16 protein-coding genes, 1 tRNA gene and 1 pseudogene are annotated in these 17094 nt (G+C 33.2%); 8 read left to right on the top strand and 10 right to left on the bottom strand.

Annotated elements, in window-relative coordinates; all coding sequences use genetic code 11:
- Positions 1-45 precede the first annotated feature (45 nt).
- Positions 46-399, bottom strand: coding sequence for a hypothetical protein (locus tag J3D55_RS08240; protein WP_259130275.1), 354 nt, complete (start codon positions 397-399; stop codon positions 46-48).
- A gap of 860 nt (positions 400-1259) precedes the next feature.
- Positions 1260-1799, bottom strand: a complete 540-nt coding sequence (locus tag J3D55_RS08235; RefSeq protein ID WP_259130274.1) for an alpha-ketoglutarate-dependent dioxygenase AlkB — start codon at positions 1797-1799, stop codon at positions 1260-1262.
- A gap of 64 nt (positions 1800-1863) precedes the next feature.
- Here J3D55_RS08235 and J3D55_RS08230 point away from each other — a divergent pair, with 64 nt between their 5' ends.
- From J3D55_RS08230 to J3D55_RS08220, 3 genes are all read left to right on the top strand, one after another.
- Complete coding sequence (locus J3D55_RS08230) at positions 1864-2448, top strand: class I SAM-dependent methyltransferase (protein WP_259130272.1); 585 nt, start codon at positions 1864-1866, stop codon at positions 2446-2448.
- Position 2449: 1 nt separating this feature from the next.
- Positions 2450-3400 (top strand): hypothetical protein, encoded by a 951-nt coding sequence (locus J3D55_RS08225; RefSeq protein WP_259130270.1) that lies wholly within the window; start codon positions 2450-2452, stop codon positions 3398-3400.
- Between the two features lie 186 nt (positions 3401-3586).
- Positions 3587-4309 carry a hypothetical protein gene (locus J3D55_RS08220; RefSeq protein WP_259130269.1) on the top strand — a complete coding sequence of 241 codons (723 nt, stop codon included), beginning with the start codon at positions 3587-3589 and terminating at the stop codon, positions 4307-4309.
- A gap of 332 nt (positions 4310-4641) precedes the next feature.
- Here the strand turns inward: J3D55_RS08220 and J3D55_RS08215 are convergent, their stop codons facing one another.
- From J3D55_RS08215 to rpsO, 4 genes and pseudogenes are all read right to left on the bottom strand, one after another.
- Complete coding sequence (locus tag J3D55_RS08215; protein ID WP_259130268.1) at positions 4642-6894, bottom strand: polyribonucleotide nucleotidyltransferase; 2253 nt, start codon at positions 6892-6894, stop codon at positions 4642-4644.
- 153 nt (positions 6895-7047) lie between these two features.
- Entirely contained in the window at positions 7048-7209 is a 162-nt protein-coding gene (locus tag J3D55_RS22700) for a hypothetical protein (RefSeq protein WP_510185681.1), read from the bottom strand.
- Positions 7210-7240: 31 nt separating this feature from the next.
- A pseudogene (locus tag J3D55_RS08210) lies at positions 7241-8206 on the bottom strand (acyloxyacyl hydrolase); the annotation flags it as partial.
- A 121-nt stretch (positions 8207-8327) separates the two neighbouring features.
- The gene (rpsO, locus tag J3D55_RS08205) at positions 8328-8597 is read right to left on the bottom strand and encodes a 30S ribosomal protein S15 (protein WP_073334059.1); all 270 of its coding nucleotides are present in this window, start codon (positions 8595-8597) and stop codon (positions 8328-8330) included.
- A 172-nt stretch (positions 8598-8769) separates the two neighbouring features.
- On the opposite strand from rpsO, the gene J3D55_RS08200 reads away from it, so the two are divergent.
- The 3 genes from J3D55_RS08200 to J3D55_RS08190 all read left to right on the top strand — a co-directional run bounded on the left by J3D55_RS08200 (position 8770) and on the right by J3D55_RS08190 (position 11783).
- Positions 8770-9321: a pyruvate decarboxylase gene (locus J3D55_RS08200; protein ID WP_259130260.1), complete on the top strand. Its 552-nt coding sequence runs from the start codon at positions 8770-8772 to the stop codon at positions 9319-9321.
- Positions 9322-9696: 375 nt separating this feature from the next.
- Positions 9697-11019 carry a magnesium transporter gene (gene mgtE / locus J3D55_RS08195; RefSeq protein WP_259130258.1) on the top strand — a complete coding sequence of 441 codons (1323 nt, stop codon included), beginning with the start codon at positions 9697-9699 and terminating at the stop codon, positions 11017-11019.
- A 26-nt stretch (positions 11020-11045) separates the two neighbouring features.
- The gene (locus J3D55_RS08190; RefSeq protein WP_259130257.1) at positions 11046-11783 is read left to right on the top strand and encodes an ABC transporter substrate-binding protein; all 738 of its coding nucleotides are present in this window, start codon (positions 11046-11048) and stop codon (positions 11781-11783) included.
- Positions 11784-12032: 249 nt separating this feature from the next.
- On the opposite strand, the gene J3D55_RS08185 is transcribed toward J3D55_RS08190, so the two are convergent.
- The gene (locus J3D55_RS08185; protein ID WP_259130254.1) at positions 12033-12482 is read right to left on the bottom strand and encodes an XrtF-associated fRMsr-like GAF protein; all 450 of its coding nucleotides are present in this window, start codon (positions 12480-12482) and stop codon (positions 12033-12035) included.
- Between the two features lie 11 nt (positions 12483-12493).
- Positions 12494-13921 (bottom strand): TonB-dependent receptor, encoded by a 1428-nt coding sequence (locus tag J3D55_RS08180; RefSeq protein ID WP_259130253.1) that lies wholly within the window; start codon positions 13919-13921, stop codon positions 12494-12496.
- Between the two features lie 54 nt (positions 13922-13975).
- Between J3D55_RS08180 and J3D55_RS08175 the strand changes: the two genes are divergently transcribed.
- Together J3D55_RS08175 and J3D55_RS08170 are read left to right on the top strand one after the other, a co-directional pair.
- Positions 13976-14743 (top strand): MBL fold metallo-hydrolase, encoded by a 768-nt coding sequence (locus J3D55_RS08175; RefSeq protein WP_259130252.1) that lies wholly within the window; start codon positions 13976-13978, stop codon positions 14741-14743.
- A 75-nt stretch (positions 14744-14818) separates the two neighbouring features.
- Positions 14819-14900: transfer RNA gene (locus J3D55_RS08170), tRNA-Leu, on the top strand.
- Positions 14901-15102: 202 nt separating this feature from the next.
- Here J3D55_RS08170 and J3D55_RS08165 read toward each other — a convergent pair.
- Positions 15103-15855: an SDR family NAD(P)-dependent oxidoreductase gene (locus J3D55_RS08165; protein ID WP_259130250.1), complete on the bottom strand. Its 753-nt coding sequence runs from the start codon at positions 15853-15855 to the stop codon at positions 15103-15105.
- A 543-nt stretch (positions 15856-16398) separates the two neighbouring features.
- Positions 16399-16989, bottom strand: coding sequence for a Crp/Fnr family transcriptional regulator (locus tag J3D55_RS08160; RefSeq protein WP_259130248.1), 591 nt, complete (start codon positions 16987-16989; stop codon positions 16399-16401).
- Between the last annotated feature and the right edge of the window lie 105 nt (positions 16990-17094).

The following is a 17094-nucleotide window of genomic DNA, read 5'->3' as shown; positions in this document are numbered from 1 at the left end:
GATAAAACCACCGATATTTTCGGTGGTTTTTATTTTTGTCTGATATTATTTATTCTTCTTCAAAATATAATAAATCGCTTGATCTTTTTCATCATTCATCGTATACGCAAATTGAAAGGAAAATCCATTCGCAGACATAAAATTCAGCGCATCCATCATCGAATTAAACTTCATATTTCTGCCTTTTTCGTCTTTAATATTTGTCCCGTTTTTGAAAGAAATAGATTTTGTTTCCTGTCCGAAATCAATCTCCACATTTACTTTTGTACTCAGCGATCTTCCTGTTCCGATAATCTGAACATAATCTACATCAATATCTCTGAGAGGAACATCATTTACCGTCTGAGCAAATGAATAAGTAGCGAAACTGATCACAGAAAGTATCAATAGTTTTTTCATAAGTTTTTGTTTTAAAGATAAATAATTTTTGAGTTTACATTTGATAAAAAGTTCTTTAAAATTGAAGGATTAGTTTGTATAAGAATTAACCCGATAATGTACTTTGTCATTGCGAGGAACTAGGCAATCTTTATTTGAGTTTCATTTTTTTAATCTTTTATAAATAAATATAAGACGTCAAGTTTTGGCGCAGTCAAGATTTAGATTTGTTTTTAGGAATATTTAAATATAAAATTAATTACTAAAATACAACTTATGAAAGATTTTGATAACGAATTTGGTGATTTTTCCCAATTTAAAACAATGACTTTTGAAGAAGTCAACAAAAGATTTGAAGAGGAAATAAAAAAGCTTTTGAAATAGTGCAATCGAAAAAAGGTGAACTATCATATTTGATAAGAGATTTTAAAAAATTTACGCGTAAAAAAATTTTAGAAGCTATACAAACATAGCCTGAAATCAGAAAAGAATTGATGCTTGATTTATTAAAAAATAATAGAAAGCCATAGCAGAAATAAAACTATCAGTTTTTGTAATATGGAGATCATGCGGAAAAATATATAGCTTACGTTTTATGTGGGATAAACTACATACATCTTAACTCAATAAGAACAAATATTTTGTAAAAAGGATAACATATATATACTCCTCAAAAGACAATTATTTGAATAGCAAAGTATTATTAAAAGTTGAATTGGCCGATAATCCCATAATTGATGTAACAAAAAAGAATGAATTTTAGAAATACAATAATTATGATGAATTATAGTTTGCTCAAAGTAAAGAGACATTGTTTGACAGGGGGATTACGATTTTTTGCTTTTTCATCAGATATAAAAAGTTCAAACTAATAAAAGTTTCTAAACTAGAATTTTTCTAAAAGTAATACTGTATCTTATATTAATACTTTTTAAATCATCTGGTAAAATAGAATGTAACCATTCTGATTGTATATTTTGCGACATACTGAAAAAACTATTATTTTCTAGTAAGATGTCGTATGTTAAATCCTTATTAGTCTTATTTTTGAATCTTAAAACTCGGGGAGAACCAAAAGAGAAAATTATAATACTTGTATCTTTCTCTAAAATATCAATTTGATCTGAATGAAACCCCATTTTTGATTCATTATTATGATAAAAATTTACTAGGCAATTATTTGGTTTGAATCCACTCAATAATTCGACTATTTTAATTAATTCATTAAATGAATTAGGTATTTTTATTTGTTCGTAATTAATACCAGAATAGTTATAAGGGATTCCAAAACTTGCTGTTTTTCTAGAAATCATCGAGTTATCCCAAATAACATTATGACTTAGGTAATACATAATACTTTCTGAATCTTTTAAAATATTATTTTTTATAACTAATTCATTTTTTAATTTTGTTACATCCAATTTGTAAGTATTTGTTATCTAATTTAATAAATAATTATTTAGATTTGCTAAAATATTTTAATTTATGCCGATACTAGACAAATTCGGAAATCCTATTCAACATCACGAAAATTTCCCTCACGATCTTAACGTATTAAATATTGAGTTTGGTGCTGGAAGAAATGATTTCGGAAAAAGAGAGTATCCATGTTGTTATTTAACAGACTTATCATATCCTCAAATGTTATCATATTTTAGAGAATATAATGATGATATTGTTGATTATCATTTTTTAGATAATGTATGTAATTTTTATGATAGTACTTTTGAAAGAAAATTTGATAATATCATTTTATGCAATCCTTTTGAATATGGATTTAAAAAGTTAGGAGATGCAAAAAAATTCTTTGACAGAGCAGGCGATCTTCTTGGTGAAAATGGTTTATTACACGTAATAGGACATTCTAACAATCCTTGGTGTAAAAAAGATGCATTTGATAATTTTATTAAAAATGAAATAGATGATTATTTTTCAAAATATCAATTTCAATTAGAGAGTTACGAAGTTTTAAGCACTGATCACGAAATTAACCAGACCTACAATTTTTACAGTACAGGGCTAAATAAAATAACAGTACCTAACGAAAGATTAATTATTAAGAAACTATAAAATGACAAAACTGCAAGAATTTAATGAGATTACATTAACGGATAGCTATAATAAATTGTCATATAAAAATGATATAAACAATCATATTATTTCAGTTTTAGATATAGCTTTGGAAAATACCGAATCAGAAATTTTGAAAGCTCAAGATTTTAAATTTAGTAAAAGACTTTATTGGGAATGTATAAGTATTATATACGAAAATAACCCTATAATCAGAACAGAGGAAGAAAAAGAGAACGATAGGGTAATTGAACAAAATCTATATAGGCAAGTAATAAATAAATTAGATACTTTCTTCGATAAAAATGATCAAGTCCTTTTAGAAACTATGGATTTTACTATAAGCAATTTTATTGATAATCGACATTACTCAGACAAATTATCAATAAATCCTTGGAATTTTACCGATAAAATTTTCATTGAGAATAATTTATTGTATTCTTTTACAGATAACAGAGACGAATATGATCATCTTTTAAAAAATAAAAGAAAAGAGAGCGAATTGTCAAGATATGCTACTATAGGTGTTTTAGGAAAAGGACATAGAAAAGATTATGCGCAATCCTATATAAAAGATATATATGCTTTAAGAACATTATTTTTAAATCTTTTAGATGAAAACAACTATGATAGTAGAAAGCCTATTAAGATTAATGAAATATTTAAACAGTTTAGAGATTTAGGTATTTTAAAAACAGATTTATCTGATAGTAACATTAGATATTGGATAGTAAAACCTTTAAAAGATTCTATAAAAATTGGATCAAATAAAAATGGTTTTTTTATAATTAGAAATGAAGAAGATTTAAACGAATCATATAAAAGCCACTATAGAAATTTTATAGGTTTTTATAAAACATTAGAAAAACATAAACGTAAATCAAGTCAAGAGTTTGAAAATTCCGACACAAATCTAAATAAACATAATGATTTTCTAGATATTCTTAGATAATTTAATGAAAATAAGTATTGAGATTTCCATATTTTAATTATCAAACAAAACCCTAGCCTCCCGCTAGGGTTTTCTCGTTCCAAAACTCAACATAATCCCCTCATCCTCAAAATATTTCACCAAAAAACCACTTCAATTCAAAATAATTTCTAAATTTGAATAAACAATTAAAAAACACAAATGCTTATGTCATCAACATCCGAAGTAGGACACGCCAAAAATGTGGCTAACCTACAAAAACTCGTACAGCAGATTTCCGTTTACACCCTTTACAATCCGCCGGTTCCGGAGCTTGCCGTGGCAAATCTTCAGACGCTTTATAATACAGCTACCGCCAAATTAACTGAGGTCGAAGATAAACGAAATGCGAACAAAAATGCCATCGCTTTGCGTCAAACCGCTTTCGAAAACCTGAAAGCAACCTGCACCCGTATTATCAATCGCTTAGAAATTTTGGGATTGCTGCAAGGGACATTAGATCAGGCAAAATCTTTAAACCGTACCATTCAGGGCGGAAAAAAGAAACCTGCCGCAACACCTGAAGAAGGTAAGGAAACGCCAAAAACCGTTTCTACTTCACGACAGTCTTTCACACAGCAAACCGATAATTTTGGTATTCTTATCCAATTATTGACAACCGTTTCGGCATACGCGCCCGATGAAGATGAATTGAAATTAGCCAATCTCAATACCTATAAAGATTCATTAGTAAGCGCTACCCAGACTGTAGACCAAACCGAAGCAGAACTCAACATCAAGCTCATGGAAAGGGACAAGATATTATATACAGAAGGAACCGGACTCTACACCATCGCTCAAAACGCAAAAAAATATGTGAAAAGTCTTTACGGTGCTACTTCTCCCGAATATACAACCGTTTCAGCCATCGGGTTTACTACCCGAAAATAATATTTGTGCACCCTGAAATGATATTAGAATAAGAACATCTAATATTCTTTCAATGTAAAGTTACATTCTTGCGATGTAGCTTTATTTTTTTGCAACATCATTTCATATTGGCACGATGTAAACTTATATTTTACCGATGTTGAGTTATATTTTTGCGTTGTAAAATGATATTCTTACATGTATAAGTTATATTCTTCCTTCTGTAGATTCTATTCTTTTATCATTTATCTTATTAGTAGTAGCGATGTCATCCTGAGGTTCTCGAAGGATTTTCACTATAACAAAAAAACCACCGAAATTCGGTGGTTTTTATATAATTGATTATAATAATCTTAAGCTTCTGATGAAGGGTTTTGATCTCCTGCAGGTCTTTCACCTTCAGGTCTTCTGTTTCCTTCCGGTCTTGCAGGTCTGTTTTGTCCTTCTGGTCTTCCTTGTCCTTCTTCTCTTGGTTTTTGTGCTGGTCTTTCTGGCCTTGGCAACAAAACTTTTCTTGAAAGTTTCATTTTCTTACGGTCATCGTAACCCATGAACTTCACTTCCACTTCATCCCCTTCGTTGTAAGGAACTTTGTCTAAACGAGCCCATTCGATTTCAGAGATGTGAAGAAGACCTTCAGTACCTTTCGCAATAGCTACGAATGCACCAAAATCCATTACTTTCACTACTTTCCCTTTGTAAATTTCACCTATAGTCGGTACAAAAGTAATCTCGTTGATTCTTGCGATCGCATCGTTGATTTTATCTCTGCTAACACCAGAAATTTCGATTCTTCCGATTTCTCCAACTTCTTCGATTGCGATAACGGTATCAGTATCTTTCTGCATCTGCTGAATGATTTTTCCACCAGGTCCGATTACAGCACCGATGAAATCTTTAGAGATCTCCATCATTACCATTTTCGGAGCGTGAGGTTTCACATCTTCTCTTGGAGCAGAAATCGTTTCATTCAATTTATCAAGGATATGAAGTCTTCCGTTTCTAGCTTGTAGAAGCGCTTTCTCCATAATATCCATAGATAATCCCTGAATTTTGATATCCATCTGACAAGCTGTAATTCCGTCTGCAGTTCCTGTTACTTTAAAGTCCATATCACCTAAGTGATCTTCGTCTCCTAAGATATCAGAAAGTACCGTGAATTTCCCAGATTTTACGTCAGTTACCAATCCCATTGCAATTCCGGAAACCGGTTTTGTAATCTGGATACCTGCATCCATCAATGCCAAAGTTCCTGCACAAACTGTCGCCATAGAAGACGAACCGTTTGATTCTAAAATATCAGAAACGATACGGATGGTGTAAGGATTTTCTTCAGGAATCATATTTGCTAAAGCTCTTTGAGCCAAGTTTCCATGTCCTACTTCTCTTCTTGAAGTCCCTCTTAAAGGTCTTGCTTCACCCGTAGAGAACGGAGGGAAGTTATAATGTAAGAAGAATCTTTCGTCGTAATTTACCATTACGCTGTCTACCATGTTCGCATCTTTTACTGAACCTAAAGTTACAGCCGTTAAAGATTGCGTTTCACCTCTTGTGAAAATAGCAGAACCGTGAGCTCCCGGTAAATAATCAATTTCGCTCCAGATTGGGCGAATTGTTTCAGGATCACGACCATCAAGACGGATTTTATCATTCAAAATCATCTGACGCATCGCTTCTTTTTCCACATCGTGGTAATATACTTTAGCGAAAGGCGTTACTCTTTCTAATTCTTCAGCATCTTCTACATATTGAGCTAAAAATTCTGCCAAAACAGCTTTGAATTTTTCTCCTCTTTCTTCTTTTCCTGAAGGCGTTTTCGCTACTTCATATACTTTATCGTAAGTTTCTTTCCACACTTTCTCACGAATGGCTTCGTCGTGATTTTCGTGGCTGTATTCTCTTTTTGGGAATGATTTTCCTACTTTTTCAGCTAATCTTTCCTGAGCTTCAACTTGTTTTTTAATTTCAACGTGAGCGAATTGGATAGCTTCCAACATTTCTGCTTCAGAAATTTCCTTCATCTCCCCTTCTACCATTACGATAGAATCTTTAGTTGCTCCTACCATAATATCTAGGTCAGCAATTTTAAGATCTTCAAATTTAGGGTTTACAGAAAGTTCTCCGTTGATTCTTACTACTCTTACTTCAGACATTGGTCCGTTGAAAGGAATATCGGTAATAGCAATTGCTGCAGATGCTGCAAGACCTGCTAAATCATCAGGAATCGACTCTCCGTCATAAGAAATTAATGCAATCATTACCTGAACTTCCGCATGGAAATCTTCAGGGAATAATGGTCTCAAAACTCTGTCTACCAAACGCATCGTTAAGATCTCCTGATCCGATGGTCTCGCTTCTCTTCTGAAAAAGTTTCCGGGAATTTTACCTCCTGCGTAGAATTTTTCTCTGTAATCTACTGTTAATGGTAAGAAATCTACACCATCTTTTGCTTCTTTACTTGCGACAACAGTTGCTAAAAGCATTGTTCCGCCCATTTTTACGACCACAGATCCGTCAGCTTGTTTCGCTAATTTTCCTGTTTCAATTGTGATTTCTCTGCCGTCTGCAAGAGTAATCAGCTCTGTAATTGCTTGAGGTATACTCATAAATTGTTTTGTGTTGCACTCCGTATTGAATGCTTTAATAATTATATTTCGTCTAAAATTTCGTTGCAAATTTAATGTAATTATTTGGATAAAGCATTCTTAAGAACCAAAATCACCACTGAAATGCTTGTCAATTTGTGTTTTCATTAATAATCAATTAATTTTTTTGCGACCAATTGCATAGCCCAATTTCCATTCGATAAAGTCTGCCACATGAAAATCATAGGCTCTTATTCCTACACTTACAAAAAGTTTTTTGCTCAACTGATACTGGAAACCAAGTCTTTGATAGAAACCAAGGAATATCACTTTCATTTTTTTGTTTAAATAAATAGAATCCCGGTTGCACATTCACTGAAAAATCACCGATCATTAAACGGTAAGAAGGGAAAATATTAAGCAGTAATTTCTCATTCTTAAAATTTTTCTTCTTATATAGTTCACCATTTTCGGCATGAATGCTATAATTGTATTCTCCATCATAATGAATGCCGATTCCCAAACCAAAAGCAGATTTAAAGCTGATCTGTCGATGATAGACTGTTTCCACGCCATACGCAGGAAAATAAAAACCTTCATATCTTTTTGCAAGATCTACATCGTATCCTTTATACATTACATTTTTCACGCCTCCAAAAGCGGCAATTTCCCAAGTTCCGTATTTATCATAACGGCTATGTACAGAATCTGTTTTTGCAGGATTTCTTTCATCAAGATTGTAGGTTAAAGAAAGTTTTGGAGAAAAGACATTTAATCCTTTGTTTGGCATTTTAAGTGCTCCATTAGAAAAATGATTGAAGTTTGCACCCAAAGCCAGATCAAAATGTTTCCCGATCTGATACTGAAGCCGCGTTCCTACATTAATATAAATACTGGTAGATGATCCTAAAGACGGATTCAAATAATTGTCAGCAACACTGAAAGGTTTCCAGTTGAATGCAAAACCTCCTCCCCATTCGTATTGCCATTCTACTTTTTTCCATTTTTTGATTGCCCCGCGAAAAACTCCATACACTACCACAGGATGTCCGAATTCTTTATTTTCTAAAAAATCTGGCATATAGACTCCTGCTCCGTAACTTGGGTTTCCAAATTTTTGCTGCCACATTTTATCCCCGTCGGTTTGCTTCGTGACTTCAAAAGAGAATCCTGCAAAATATCTGGATTCCAAACCTTTTATATAAATATTGGTAGGAATCAGTTTCCCATATTGCCCCTGAAGCGAAAATGCGAGATCAGAAGTAACACTGTCTTTTTTTTGAGCAGGAACAAGAAAAAAGGTACAAAAGAATAAAAGATAGAAGTGTTTCATCCAAAAAAATTAGTTATAAACAAACGGTCGACAAAAGTAATCTTTTTAAATAATATGATTCAGATCATAAAAAAAAGCAACCTCTTGCGAGATTGCTTTTTATCTTTTAAATCTTTGTAGATTATTTTCTTAAACCTAGTTCAGCAATAATTGCTCTATATCTTGCGATATCTTTATTTTTAAGGTAATCTAGTAAACTTTTTCTCTTACCTACCAATTTTACCAAAGATCTCTCTGTGTTAAAATCGTGACGGTTAGCCTTTAAATGCTGAGATAAGTGATTGATTCTGAAAGTGAAAAGAGCTACTTGTCCTTCAGCACTTCCTGTGTCTGTTGCAGATTTCCCGTGTTTAGAGAAAATTTCCTGCTTTTTTTCTGTTGTTAAGTACATTCCAATATTGTTTAATGATTATTATGTAACGGCTGCAAAATTACGACTTATTTTTGATTCTGCAAACATTATCGATTTCATTTATCAAAAAGGATAGAAAAAAATGTTAAATATTTCTTAAAAAAATTATGCTATCCCATTAAAAGGCAGTAATTTTGCATTCGAAATAGTGATGAGAAAATTTATAACATTTACAACCTTTACAGCCCTGCTTTTCGTAGGTATTTCTTCTTTAAAAGCACAGAAAAATACCGGCGATAAAATAAAAAAGGTCTTATACTTCAATCCTGAAGTAGATCCTGATATTGAGGAAATTAAGGAACCTACGAATACCGCTTTCTTCAGTGCGGTTTCTGATAATTTAAGCGAAAGAAAAAACAGAATGCTTAAAACGGAGACTCAAATCTCCTTCGACAGCATTGATAAAAAAACAATTGCAGACTATTGTGATAATAATGATGCCGATTTTGCCATCGTTCCGAAAGTAAAATACTTCAAAGTAGGAATCGGGAAATATGTTTTTTCTAATCAGGTGATTGTAAGCATGAAACTTTTTGATGCCGAAGGAAACCTCCTGACAGAAACAGATTACGACACTTATAGAAAAAATATGCGACTGTTGGGTTCTACCACAAACTCTGTAAAAATAGGGACAAACGGCGCAATAAAAGTAATTCTGAAACAATTAAGAAAACTTAAACCATCAACGGAAGCAGGATTTTAATTGAATAATCAAATTATTTTTAAGTTCAAAGTTTGACAATTAGAATTTGTTAAATATTGGCATCCCTCATCAATACACCTTAAATTCATTATTGAAGCAATCAATTTTCTACCCTTATTTTCAAAATATTATGCATTTCATTGAAATTCATTAATTTAAAATCATTAAATAGTGAATAATATAAAATATTTTTATTAATTTAGTTGATAACAATTCATTCAACTATCTCAATTGAAATTCTTCGGCACTCGCAGATTCTTGTGAGTGTCTTTTATTTTAAAATCTTCATAATCTTTAATAAATCCTTAAATTTCTCAGTTCGTTGGTCTGTTTTAAAAATTTGGGCTATTTTTGCGTATCCAAAAAAATGACGTTTTGAATTCTAAGGACGAATTTATTTTCAATGCTGCCGATATTGCCGAAACTCTTAGCGAACTTCACGCTGACGAGAGGCTTTTGGCATTTTTGAAAGTTCCGAAAGAATATAAAGCAGATGTTTTTTCTCATCTTGATCCCGATTTTCAGGAAGAAACCATCAGAAGTATCGGAAGCGACGAAGTTTCTGAGATTCTAAATGCGATTACTCCCGATGACAGAACTGCCCTGTTTGAGGACTTTCCTGATGAGCTTATTAAATATTCCATCAATCATCTTAATCCACAGGAAAGAAGAATTGCTCTAAAATTGTTGGGCTACAATTCTGATTCTATTGCCCGATTGATGACTCCTTATTACATCCAGATTCGTAAAGAATGGACCGTAAAAAGATGTCTTCAACAGATTAAAAAAGTCGGAAGCAAGGTGGAAACCATGAATTACCTATACGTGGTAGACGAAAGAAACCGACTGATTGATGATATTGCCCTAGGAAGTTTATTACTGGTTGAAGAAGACACTTTGATCTCTGATCTCACTGATAATCATTTCGTTGCCATTACCACCACCACTTCAAAAGAAGATGCTGTACAGTATTTCGAAAAATACGACAGAGCGGCGCTTCCGATCATTACAGAAGCCGGAGTTTTGGTAGGAATTGTAACGATTGACGATATCCTTGATCAAATTGAACAGCAAAATACCGAAGACATCCAGAAATTTGGGGGTCTTGAAGCTCTAGACCTTCCTTATACCCAAACCTCTTTCATCGAAATGGTGAAAAAAAGAGGAATGTGGCTGATTATCCTTTTCTTCTCGGAAATGTTAACAGCTTCTGCAATGGGATTTTTTGAAGATGAAATTCAGAAAGCAGTAGTTTTGGCTTTATTTGTTCCATTGATTATTTCCAGTGGAGGAAATTCCGGTTCACAGGCTGCAACATTGATTATCCGAGCGATGGCGCTTCAGGAAATCGGTCTGAAAGATTGGTGGTACGTCATGAAAAAGGAGATTTTCACAGGACTTTTCCTAGGAGGAATTCTGGGAATTATTGGCTTTCTGAGAATTATGATATGGCATAAAGCAGGATTCTTCGATTACGGCGTTCACTGGGCTTTTGTAGGACTAAGCGTCGGAGTTTCTTTAGTAATGATCGTACTTTGGGGAACACTTTCGGGATCGATGGTTCCATTTATTCTTAAAAAATTAAAACTCGACCCTGCGACTTCTTCTGCTCCATTTGTAGCCACTTTAGTCGATGTAACCGGACTTATTATTTATTTTTCTGTAGCAGGAATTTTCTTAACGGGTAAACTTTTGTAATTTTAGCCAACATCTAAAATATTATAATGAAAGTTGTTTCTCTTGTCCCCTCTATTACTGAGGCTTTATTTGATTTGGGTTTAACGGAAAATGAAATTGTCGGACGCACAAAATTCTGCATTCATCCTGAAGAAAAAGTAAAAAATGTTGCCATTATCGGCGGAACAAAAAATATTAATATTGATAAAATTAAAGCACTACAACCAGATCTAATTCTTGCCAATAAAGAAGAAAACATCAAAGAACAGGTGGAAGCTTTGATGGAAGATTTTAAAGTGATTGTCACGAATGTTGAAAATATTGAAGACAATTATTATTTACTTAAAAATTTAGGTCAAATCTTTCATAAAGAAGAGCGCGCGCAGCATTTCAATCTTAAAATTTATGAAATTTTAAATGAAGCTAAAATTAAATCTCCAATAAAAGTCGCTTACCTAATCTGGAAAAATCCTTATATGACGATAGGTTCCGACACTTTTATCCATAAAATTCTTGGAGAAATCGGTTTTGAAAATATTTTTAAAGATAAAACCCGCTATCCTGAAATTCAAACAGAAGATCTGGCTGAAGCCGATATTATCATGCTTTCTTCTGAGCCTTTTCCTTTTAAAGAAAAACATATCGAAGAATTAAAGGAGTTTTATCCTGATAAAAAAATGATGATCGTAGATGGTGAAGCGTTTTCCTGGTACGGAACGCATATTGCGAAGTGTGAGAATTATTTTAAGGAGTTGATTTCTGAGGTGGAATCGATTGAAATTTGATTTTATTTAAATACAAAAAAGTGTATTATTTTATCTCCCACAGATTTGGCAGATTTCCACAGATGATTGAATTTATAATGAAGATATAATGCAAACAAAAAGACTCCGGCTCTTCGAGCCGGAGTCTTATTTTAAAACCACAAAAGCCTCAAAAATAATGAAGAAGAAAATCTGAAATTTTGTTCTTCAATAATGACACTCTTAATAAACGATACTTACCTTGCGACTTTTGTGGTTAGAAATTTTTAATTATAAAATCTTTGAAACCTCATTACAAAGCCATTCCAGTAATTCTCTGTCTTCGGTTGTAAAAGGATCAACCGTATGAGAATCAATATCAATCTGACCAATATTTTTCCCCTCTTTGAAGATCGGAACTACAATTTCGGCTTTTGTATCGATTGAACAGCTTAAATAATTGCTTTCCTGATGAACATCCGGAACCATATACGTTTCATTGGAAACCGCAACCTGACCACAAATTCCTTTTCCGTAAGGGATAATTTCATGATCTGTCGGCGCTCCAACGTAAGGTCCTACTTTCAGCTCGTCTTTATCTCCATTTTTAAAATAGAAACCCGTCCAGTTGAAATAAGATATTTCCTGATCCAAAAGGTGACAAACTTTTTCAAGTTTTTCCTCTGTATTATGTTTAGGACTTTCAAGAATCGATGAAAGTCTTTTCTTTAATTCTGACATTATATATTGTTTTAAGAGAATTGTTTTAGGGAAAGTTCTCCTTTGTAGCCAAACATTCCACGTTCTTTAATCATTTCGGCAACACCTTCCGGAAGCTGATTTTCCCAACCTTTGATATTGCAGCCTATTTTTTTCAAAATATCTCTTGAATAAATTTCCAAAAACTCAGGATTGTAGTTCGTAATGTCTACAATACGCTCGTTATGTTTGAAATATTTATAAAGTTCTTTTAAGTTTTCTTCCACTTTTAAAGTATCAGAATTCAGCAACTCGTAAGTTTCAGGATCTTTGTAAGGATACAGATACACTCTCATTCCGTTTCTGAAGAATTTTCCGAATGCTTCCAAAATTCCTCCCGAAAGATCTTTATAATACTTCTCGTCAAATACCATCAACAGGTTATTTACACCCATCGCAACACCGATTTCTCCGGTTGTGTAGGACGCAAAATAATCAATCAAACGATAATATTCTGAGTAATTTGAAACGATAACGGTATATCCCAATTTCGCAAGAACATCCACCCTGTCAAGGAAATCCCTTTCATCAATATCTCCGTCTGCACGAAGATTGGAGATGGTAATTTCGATCAAAACTTCCGTTTCTTCCTGAGTACAGATGGCATCTTTCATGAACATATCCATCCCGTTTTTCAGCATGTCGATATTCACTTTCGTTACAGGTCTGAAACTTCCTCTTACTGCGAAAATATTTTTCTTGTACAAAATATCTGCAGGAAGCATGTTGTTCCCTTCAGAATTGAAAATCACAGCATCTGTCATCCCGTGTTTTACTAATTGTAAAGACATCAATCTGTTGTCTACATATTCAAATGCAGGACCACTGAAATCGATCATATCAATCTCAAGATTGTCTTTTGCCACATCATCGTAAAGGGATTCAACTAGATTTCTCGGATTATCGTAATAATGGAACGCTCCGAAAATAAGATTTACCCCAAGATTCCCTAAAGTTTCCTGCTGTAAAGTAGCATCATTTTCTTTGAATTTTACGTGAATTACAATTTCGTTGTAATCTTCATTTTCTTTTACCTGAAAACGAATTCCTACCCAACCGTGACCTCTTACAGTTTTATCAAAATTAATTGTAGTTACCGTATTTGCGTAAGAAAAAAACTTTCTGTTTGGGTTGTTTTCTCTGGAAATTCTTTCTTCGATAAGGGCAACTTCATAACGAAGCATTTTTCGAAGTCTGTTTTGGGTAACGTATCTGTTTTTTACTTCTTTTCCGTAGATCGCATCACTAAAATCTTTGTCGTAAGCCGACATTGCCTTAGCGATTGTACCCGAAGCCCCTCCTGCTCTAAAAAAGTGTCGAACAGTTTCCTGCCCTGCTCCAATTTCTGCGAAAGTACCATAAATAGAAGGATCTAGATTAATGGTTAATGCTTTTTGTTTAGGAGTTAGTTTCTGATACATTAGGACATTAAATTTTTCGTAAATTTACCAAAATTAAACCAACCTCAAAAGAAAATGAAGTTGAAATTTTTAGGAACGGGAACTTCTCAAGGTGTACCCGTTATTGGCTGCACTTGCGAAGTGTGTACTTCAAAAAATCCCAAAGACAGTCGATTGCGATCTTCTGTGATGATAACGACGGATGAAAACAGGAAAATCCTTATCGATTGCGGACCTGATTTCAGGCAACAAATGCTTGTAAACCAAGAAAATACAGTTGATATCGCTCTGCTTACCCACGAACATAATGATCATGTAATCGGTCTTGATGACATGCGACCTTTGATTTTCAAAAGTGGGAAAAATATGCCCCTTTATTGTTCCCAAAGAGTAGGAAATGAGGTGAAAAATCGTTTTCCGTATGCTTTTGCCGATGTAAGATATCCTGGAGCACCCGCTTTTGATTTACATGAAATTGAAAACCAACCTTTCACGGTTTTAGATACAGAAATCACTCCGGTTGAAGTGATTCATTTTAAAATTTCTGTTTTTGGATATAAGTTTAAAAATCTTGCTTACATTACCGATGCAGGTTTTATTTCAGACACTGAAAAGGAAAAATTGAAGGATTTGGATGTGTTAGTTTTAAACTGTATTAGGAAGTTTGATCCACATCCTGCGCATTTTATTCTTCCCGATGTTATTAAACTGTTTGAAGAGCTAAAACCTAAAAAATTATTTTTAACTCATATCAGTCATCATTTAGGATTGCATGATATTGAAGATAAACAACTTCCGCCCGGAATGCACCTTGCCTACGATGGTTTGGAGATAAATTTTTAAAAAAAATTCTTCAAAAAGCTTTTGAGTATTAAGAAAAGTTTATATATTTGCACACCAATTTAAAACAAACATCAAGCCCAGTTGGCGGAATTGGTAGACGCGCTAGACTCAAACTCTAGTATCGAAAGATGTACCAGTTCGATTCTGGTACTGGGTACTAAAACCTCCGAAATCAATGATTTTGGAGGTTTTTATTTTTATAAATATTACTCAATAATTTTCAATAGTTCAAATTGATTTTTCTTAGACAATAAATAATGCCAAACAACTTTATCGTTATTTAGCATTATTTGAGATCTGAAATACTATTTTGCGGGATTATTAAGACTCAATCATCTTCTTGTGCGAATGACTATAGATTATTTTGCCAAATAAGTCATACCTCCATCAACAAGTAGTTCAGCACCAAGCATAAATGAAGAATCTTCGGAAGCCAGAAAAACGGCAACTTTCCCAATATCAGATGGCCTCCCAATTCTCCCAGCTGGTACTACTTCCGCGAACTGTTGCTTTACTGCATCTATTTGCTCGGCAGGAATAAACTTATCAAATGCGGGAGTATCCGTTGTACCCGGTATGATGACATTAGCTCTGATTTTTCTGTCTAAAAGGTCACTGGAAAATCCTTTTGCCAGATAAATGACAGCAGATTTTGCAGCACCATAAAGCGTGAAAGAAGCATAAGCGCGATGTGCTGCATTTGACCCGATAAGAATAACAGAACCTCCATCATTCATATAAGGTAAAGCTTTTTGAACCGTGAAATAAACAGCTTTTAGGTTTAAATTCATTAATTTATCATAATCTGCTTCAGTGGTATTTGCCACAGTTCCTATTGTTCCGGCACCTGCATTGGCGACAAGAATATCAATATTGCCAAATTTTTCAGATGTTGTCTTAAATATTCTTTCCAAGTCTTCAACCTTGGTTACATCGGCATTTATCGCAATAAAATTATCTCCAAGAAGTGTCAAAGCACTGTCTAAAGTTTCCTGATTTCTCCCGACAATTGCACCTACAGCACCTTCATTTTTTAATGCTTCTGCAATACCAAGACCTATACCGCTGTTACCGCCTGTGATAACTGCCACTTTGTTTTTTAATTTGCTCATAATTGTACATTTTAAAATTCAGATATTATGTTCTGAATTGTTGTACAAAGGTATTTCCTCAGAAGAAATGTAGTCTTGACCTGTATCATTAAATACACTTGACAAAAGTCAATTCAAAGCTTTGAAATGAATGAGAATTATTTTAAAGAAGGTATAAATGGGATTTATTAAAGTAAAAACAGAGAAGAAATTAAGAGTCTATTTAAATTTGATTCAAACATTTTAAAATTTACTGCTGATTTTTTAACGCAAAGATTTATTCAACAGTATTTAGTATAAAGTGAGCAAAGATGAATCAACAAGTTGATTTGATGAAGTGCTGTTTTCATGCTTCGCGAAGCAAATTTTATTTGCCTTTGCCTTCTAAAATAATGCGTAATGTAAATAGAATCTTTGCGTTAAAAAGAATAACGAATTCCGTTTGAAAAGATCTTAAGTCTTTCAATGTAAAAACTTTCACTTTCAAAAAAAGATAAAAACATATTTTCAAACAGGACTCCAAATTTGTAATATAAAATTTAAACAGGCTCTAAGATTAAAATTTTATTTTGAATTTATCTTTTTTCTCAATCTACTCAAGGTTTCAGGAGACAACCCCAGATAAGAAGCAATTACGTTTTGCGGAAAACGCATTAGAAAGTGTGGATAATTGCTGACAAAATCTGCATACCGTTCTTCAGCTGTATAACTGATTGCGGCTTGAACCCTTTTTTGATTTGCAATCGCATTATTTTGCTTAATAACTTCCATCATCACTGAAAAAGCTGGGATAGGTTTAAAAAACTCTTCAACCTGCGCATTTGTCACCTGCAAAACTTCAAGATCCTCCATTGCTTCTATATTGTAGTGACTGGGAGTTAACTGATAAAAACTTTCAAAATCAGCAAGCCACCAATTCTCGATACTTAATTTCAGGATATTTTCATTTCCTTCTTCATCCACAGAAAAAGTTTTGGCAGACCCTTTTACAATAAATCCTGTATACTTACACACATCGCCTTCTTGCAGAAAATATTGTTTTTTCCTGAACTTCCTGGGTTTCATATGAGCTTCAATTATAAATTTTTCATCCTCAGAAAGAATTTCTCCGGACAATTTTTGAATGTAGTCGTAAAAAACTTCAAAATTGGACATTTACAAGTAATTATTTGTTCGCAATATACTAAGAGTCTGTTTAAATTTTAAATCTATTTTTAACATTAAGAAATTAAGACAATTTATCTTAAAAAACTTAATAAA

The organism is Chryseobacterium ginsenosidimutans (assembly GCF_024807225.1).
GTDB lineage: Bacteria > Bacteroidota > Bacteroidia > Flavobacteriales > Weeksellaceae > Chryseobacterium > Chryseobacterium ginsenosidimutans.
Note: the sequence above shows the minus strand (reverse complement) of the source record. Positions and strands in the feature narration are given on the sequence as shown.

Excerpts from the sequence above, each read along its gene's own strand:
- J3D55_RS08240 (WP_259130275.1), bottom strand. The coding sequence starts at position 399 with ATGAAAAAACTATTGATACTTTCTGTGATCAGTTTCGCTACTTATTCA.
- J3D55_RS08230 (WP_259130272.1), top strand. The coding sequence starts at position 1,864 with ATGCCGATACTAGACAAATTCGGAAATCCTATTCAACATCACGAAAAT.
- J3D55_RS08225 (WP_259130270.1), top strand. The coding sequence starts at position 2,450 with ATGACAAAACTGCAAGAATTTAATGAGATTACATTAACGGATAGCTAT.
- J3D55_RS08220 (WP_259130269.1), top strand. The coding sequence starts at position 3,587 with ATGTCATCAACATCCGAAGTAGGACACGCCAAAAATGTGGCTAACCTA.
- J3D55_RS08215 (WP_259130268.1), bottom strand. The coding sequence starts at position 6,894 with ATGAGTATACCTCAAGCAATTACAGAGCTGATTACTCTTGCAGACGGC.
- J3D55_RS22700 (WP_510185681.1), bottom strand. The coding sequence starts at position 7,209 with ATGAAAGTGATATTCCTTGGTTTCTATCAAAGACTTGGTTTCCAGTAT.
- rpsO (WP_073334059.1), bottom strand. The coding sequence starts at position 8,597 with ATGTACTTAACAACAGAAAAAAAGCAGGAAATTTTCTCTAAACACGGG.
- J3D55_RS08200 (WP_259130260.1), top strand. The coding sequence starts at position 8,770 with ATGAGAAAATTTATAACATTTACAACCTTTACAGCCCTGCTTTTCGTA.
- J3D55_RS08190 (WP_259130257.1), top strand. The coding sequence starts at position 11,046 with ATGAAAGTTGTTTCTCTTGTCCCCTCTATTACTGAGGCTTTATTTGAT.
- J3D55_RS08185 (WP_259130254.1), bottom strand. The coding sequence starts at position 12,482 with ATGTCAGAATTAAAGAAAAGACTTTCATCGATTCTTGAAAGTCCTAAA.
- J3D55_RS08180 (WP_259130253.1), bottom strand. The coding sequence starts at position 13,921 with ATGTATCAGAAACTAACTCCTAAACAAAAAGCATTAACCATTAATCTA.
- J3D55_RS08175 (WP_259130252.1), top strand. The coding sequence starts at position 13,976 with ATGAAGTTGAAATTTTTAGGAACGGGAACTTCTCAAGGTGTACCCGTT.
- J3D55_RS08165 (WP_259130250.1), bottom strand. The coding sequence starts at position 15,855 with ATGAGCAAATTAAAAAACAAAGTGGCAGTTATCACAGGCGGTAACAGC.
- J3D55_RS08160 (WP_259130248.1), bottom strand. The coding sequence starts at position 16,989 with ATGTCCAATTTTGAAGTTTTTTACGACTACATTCAAAAATTGTCCGGA.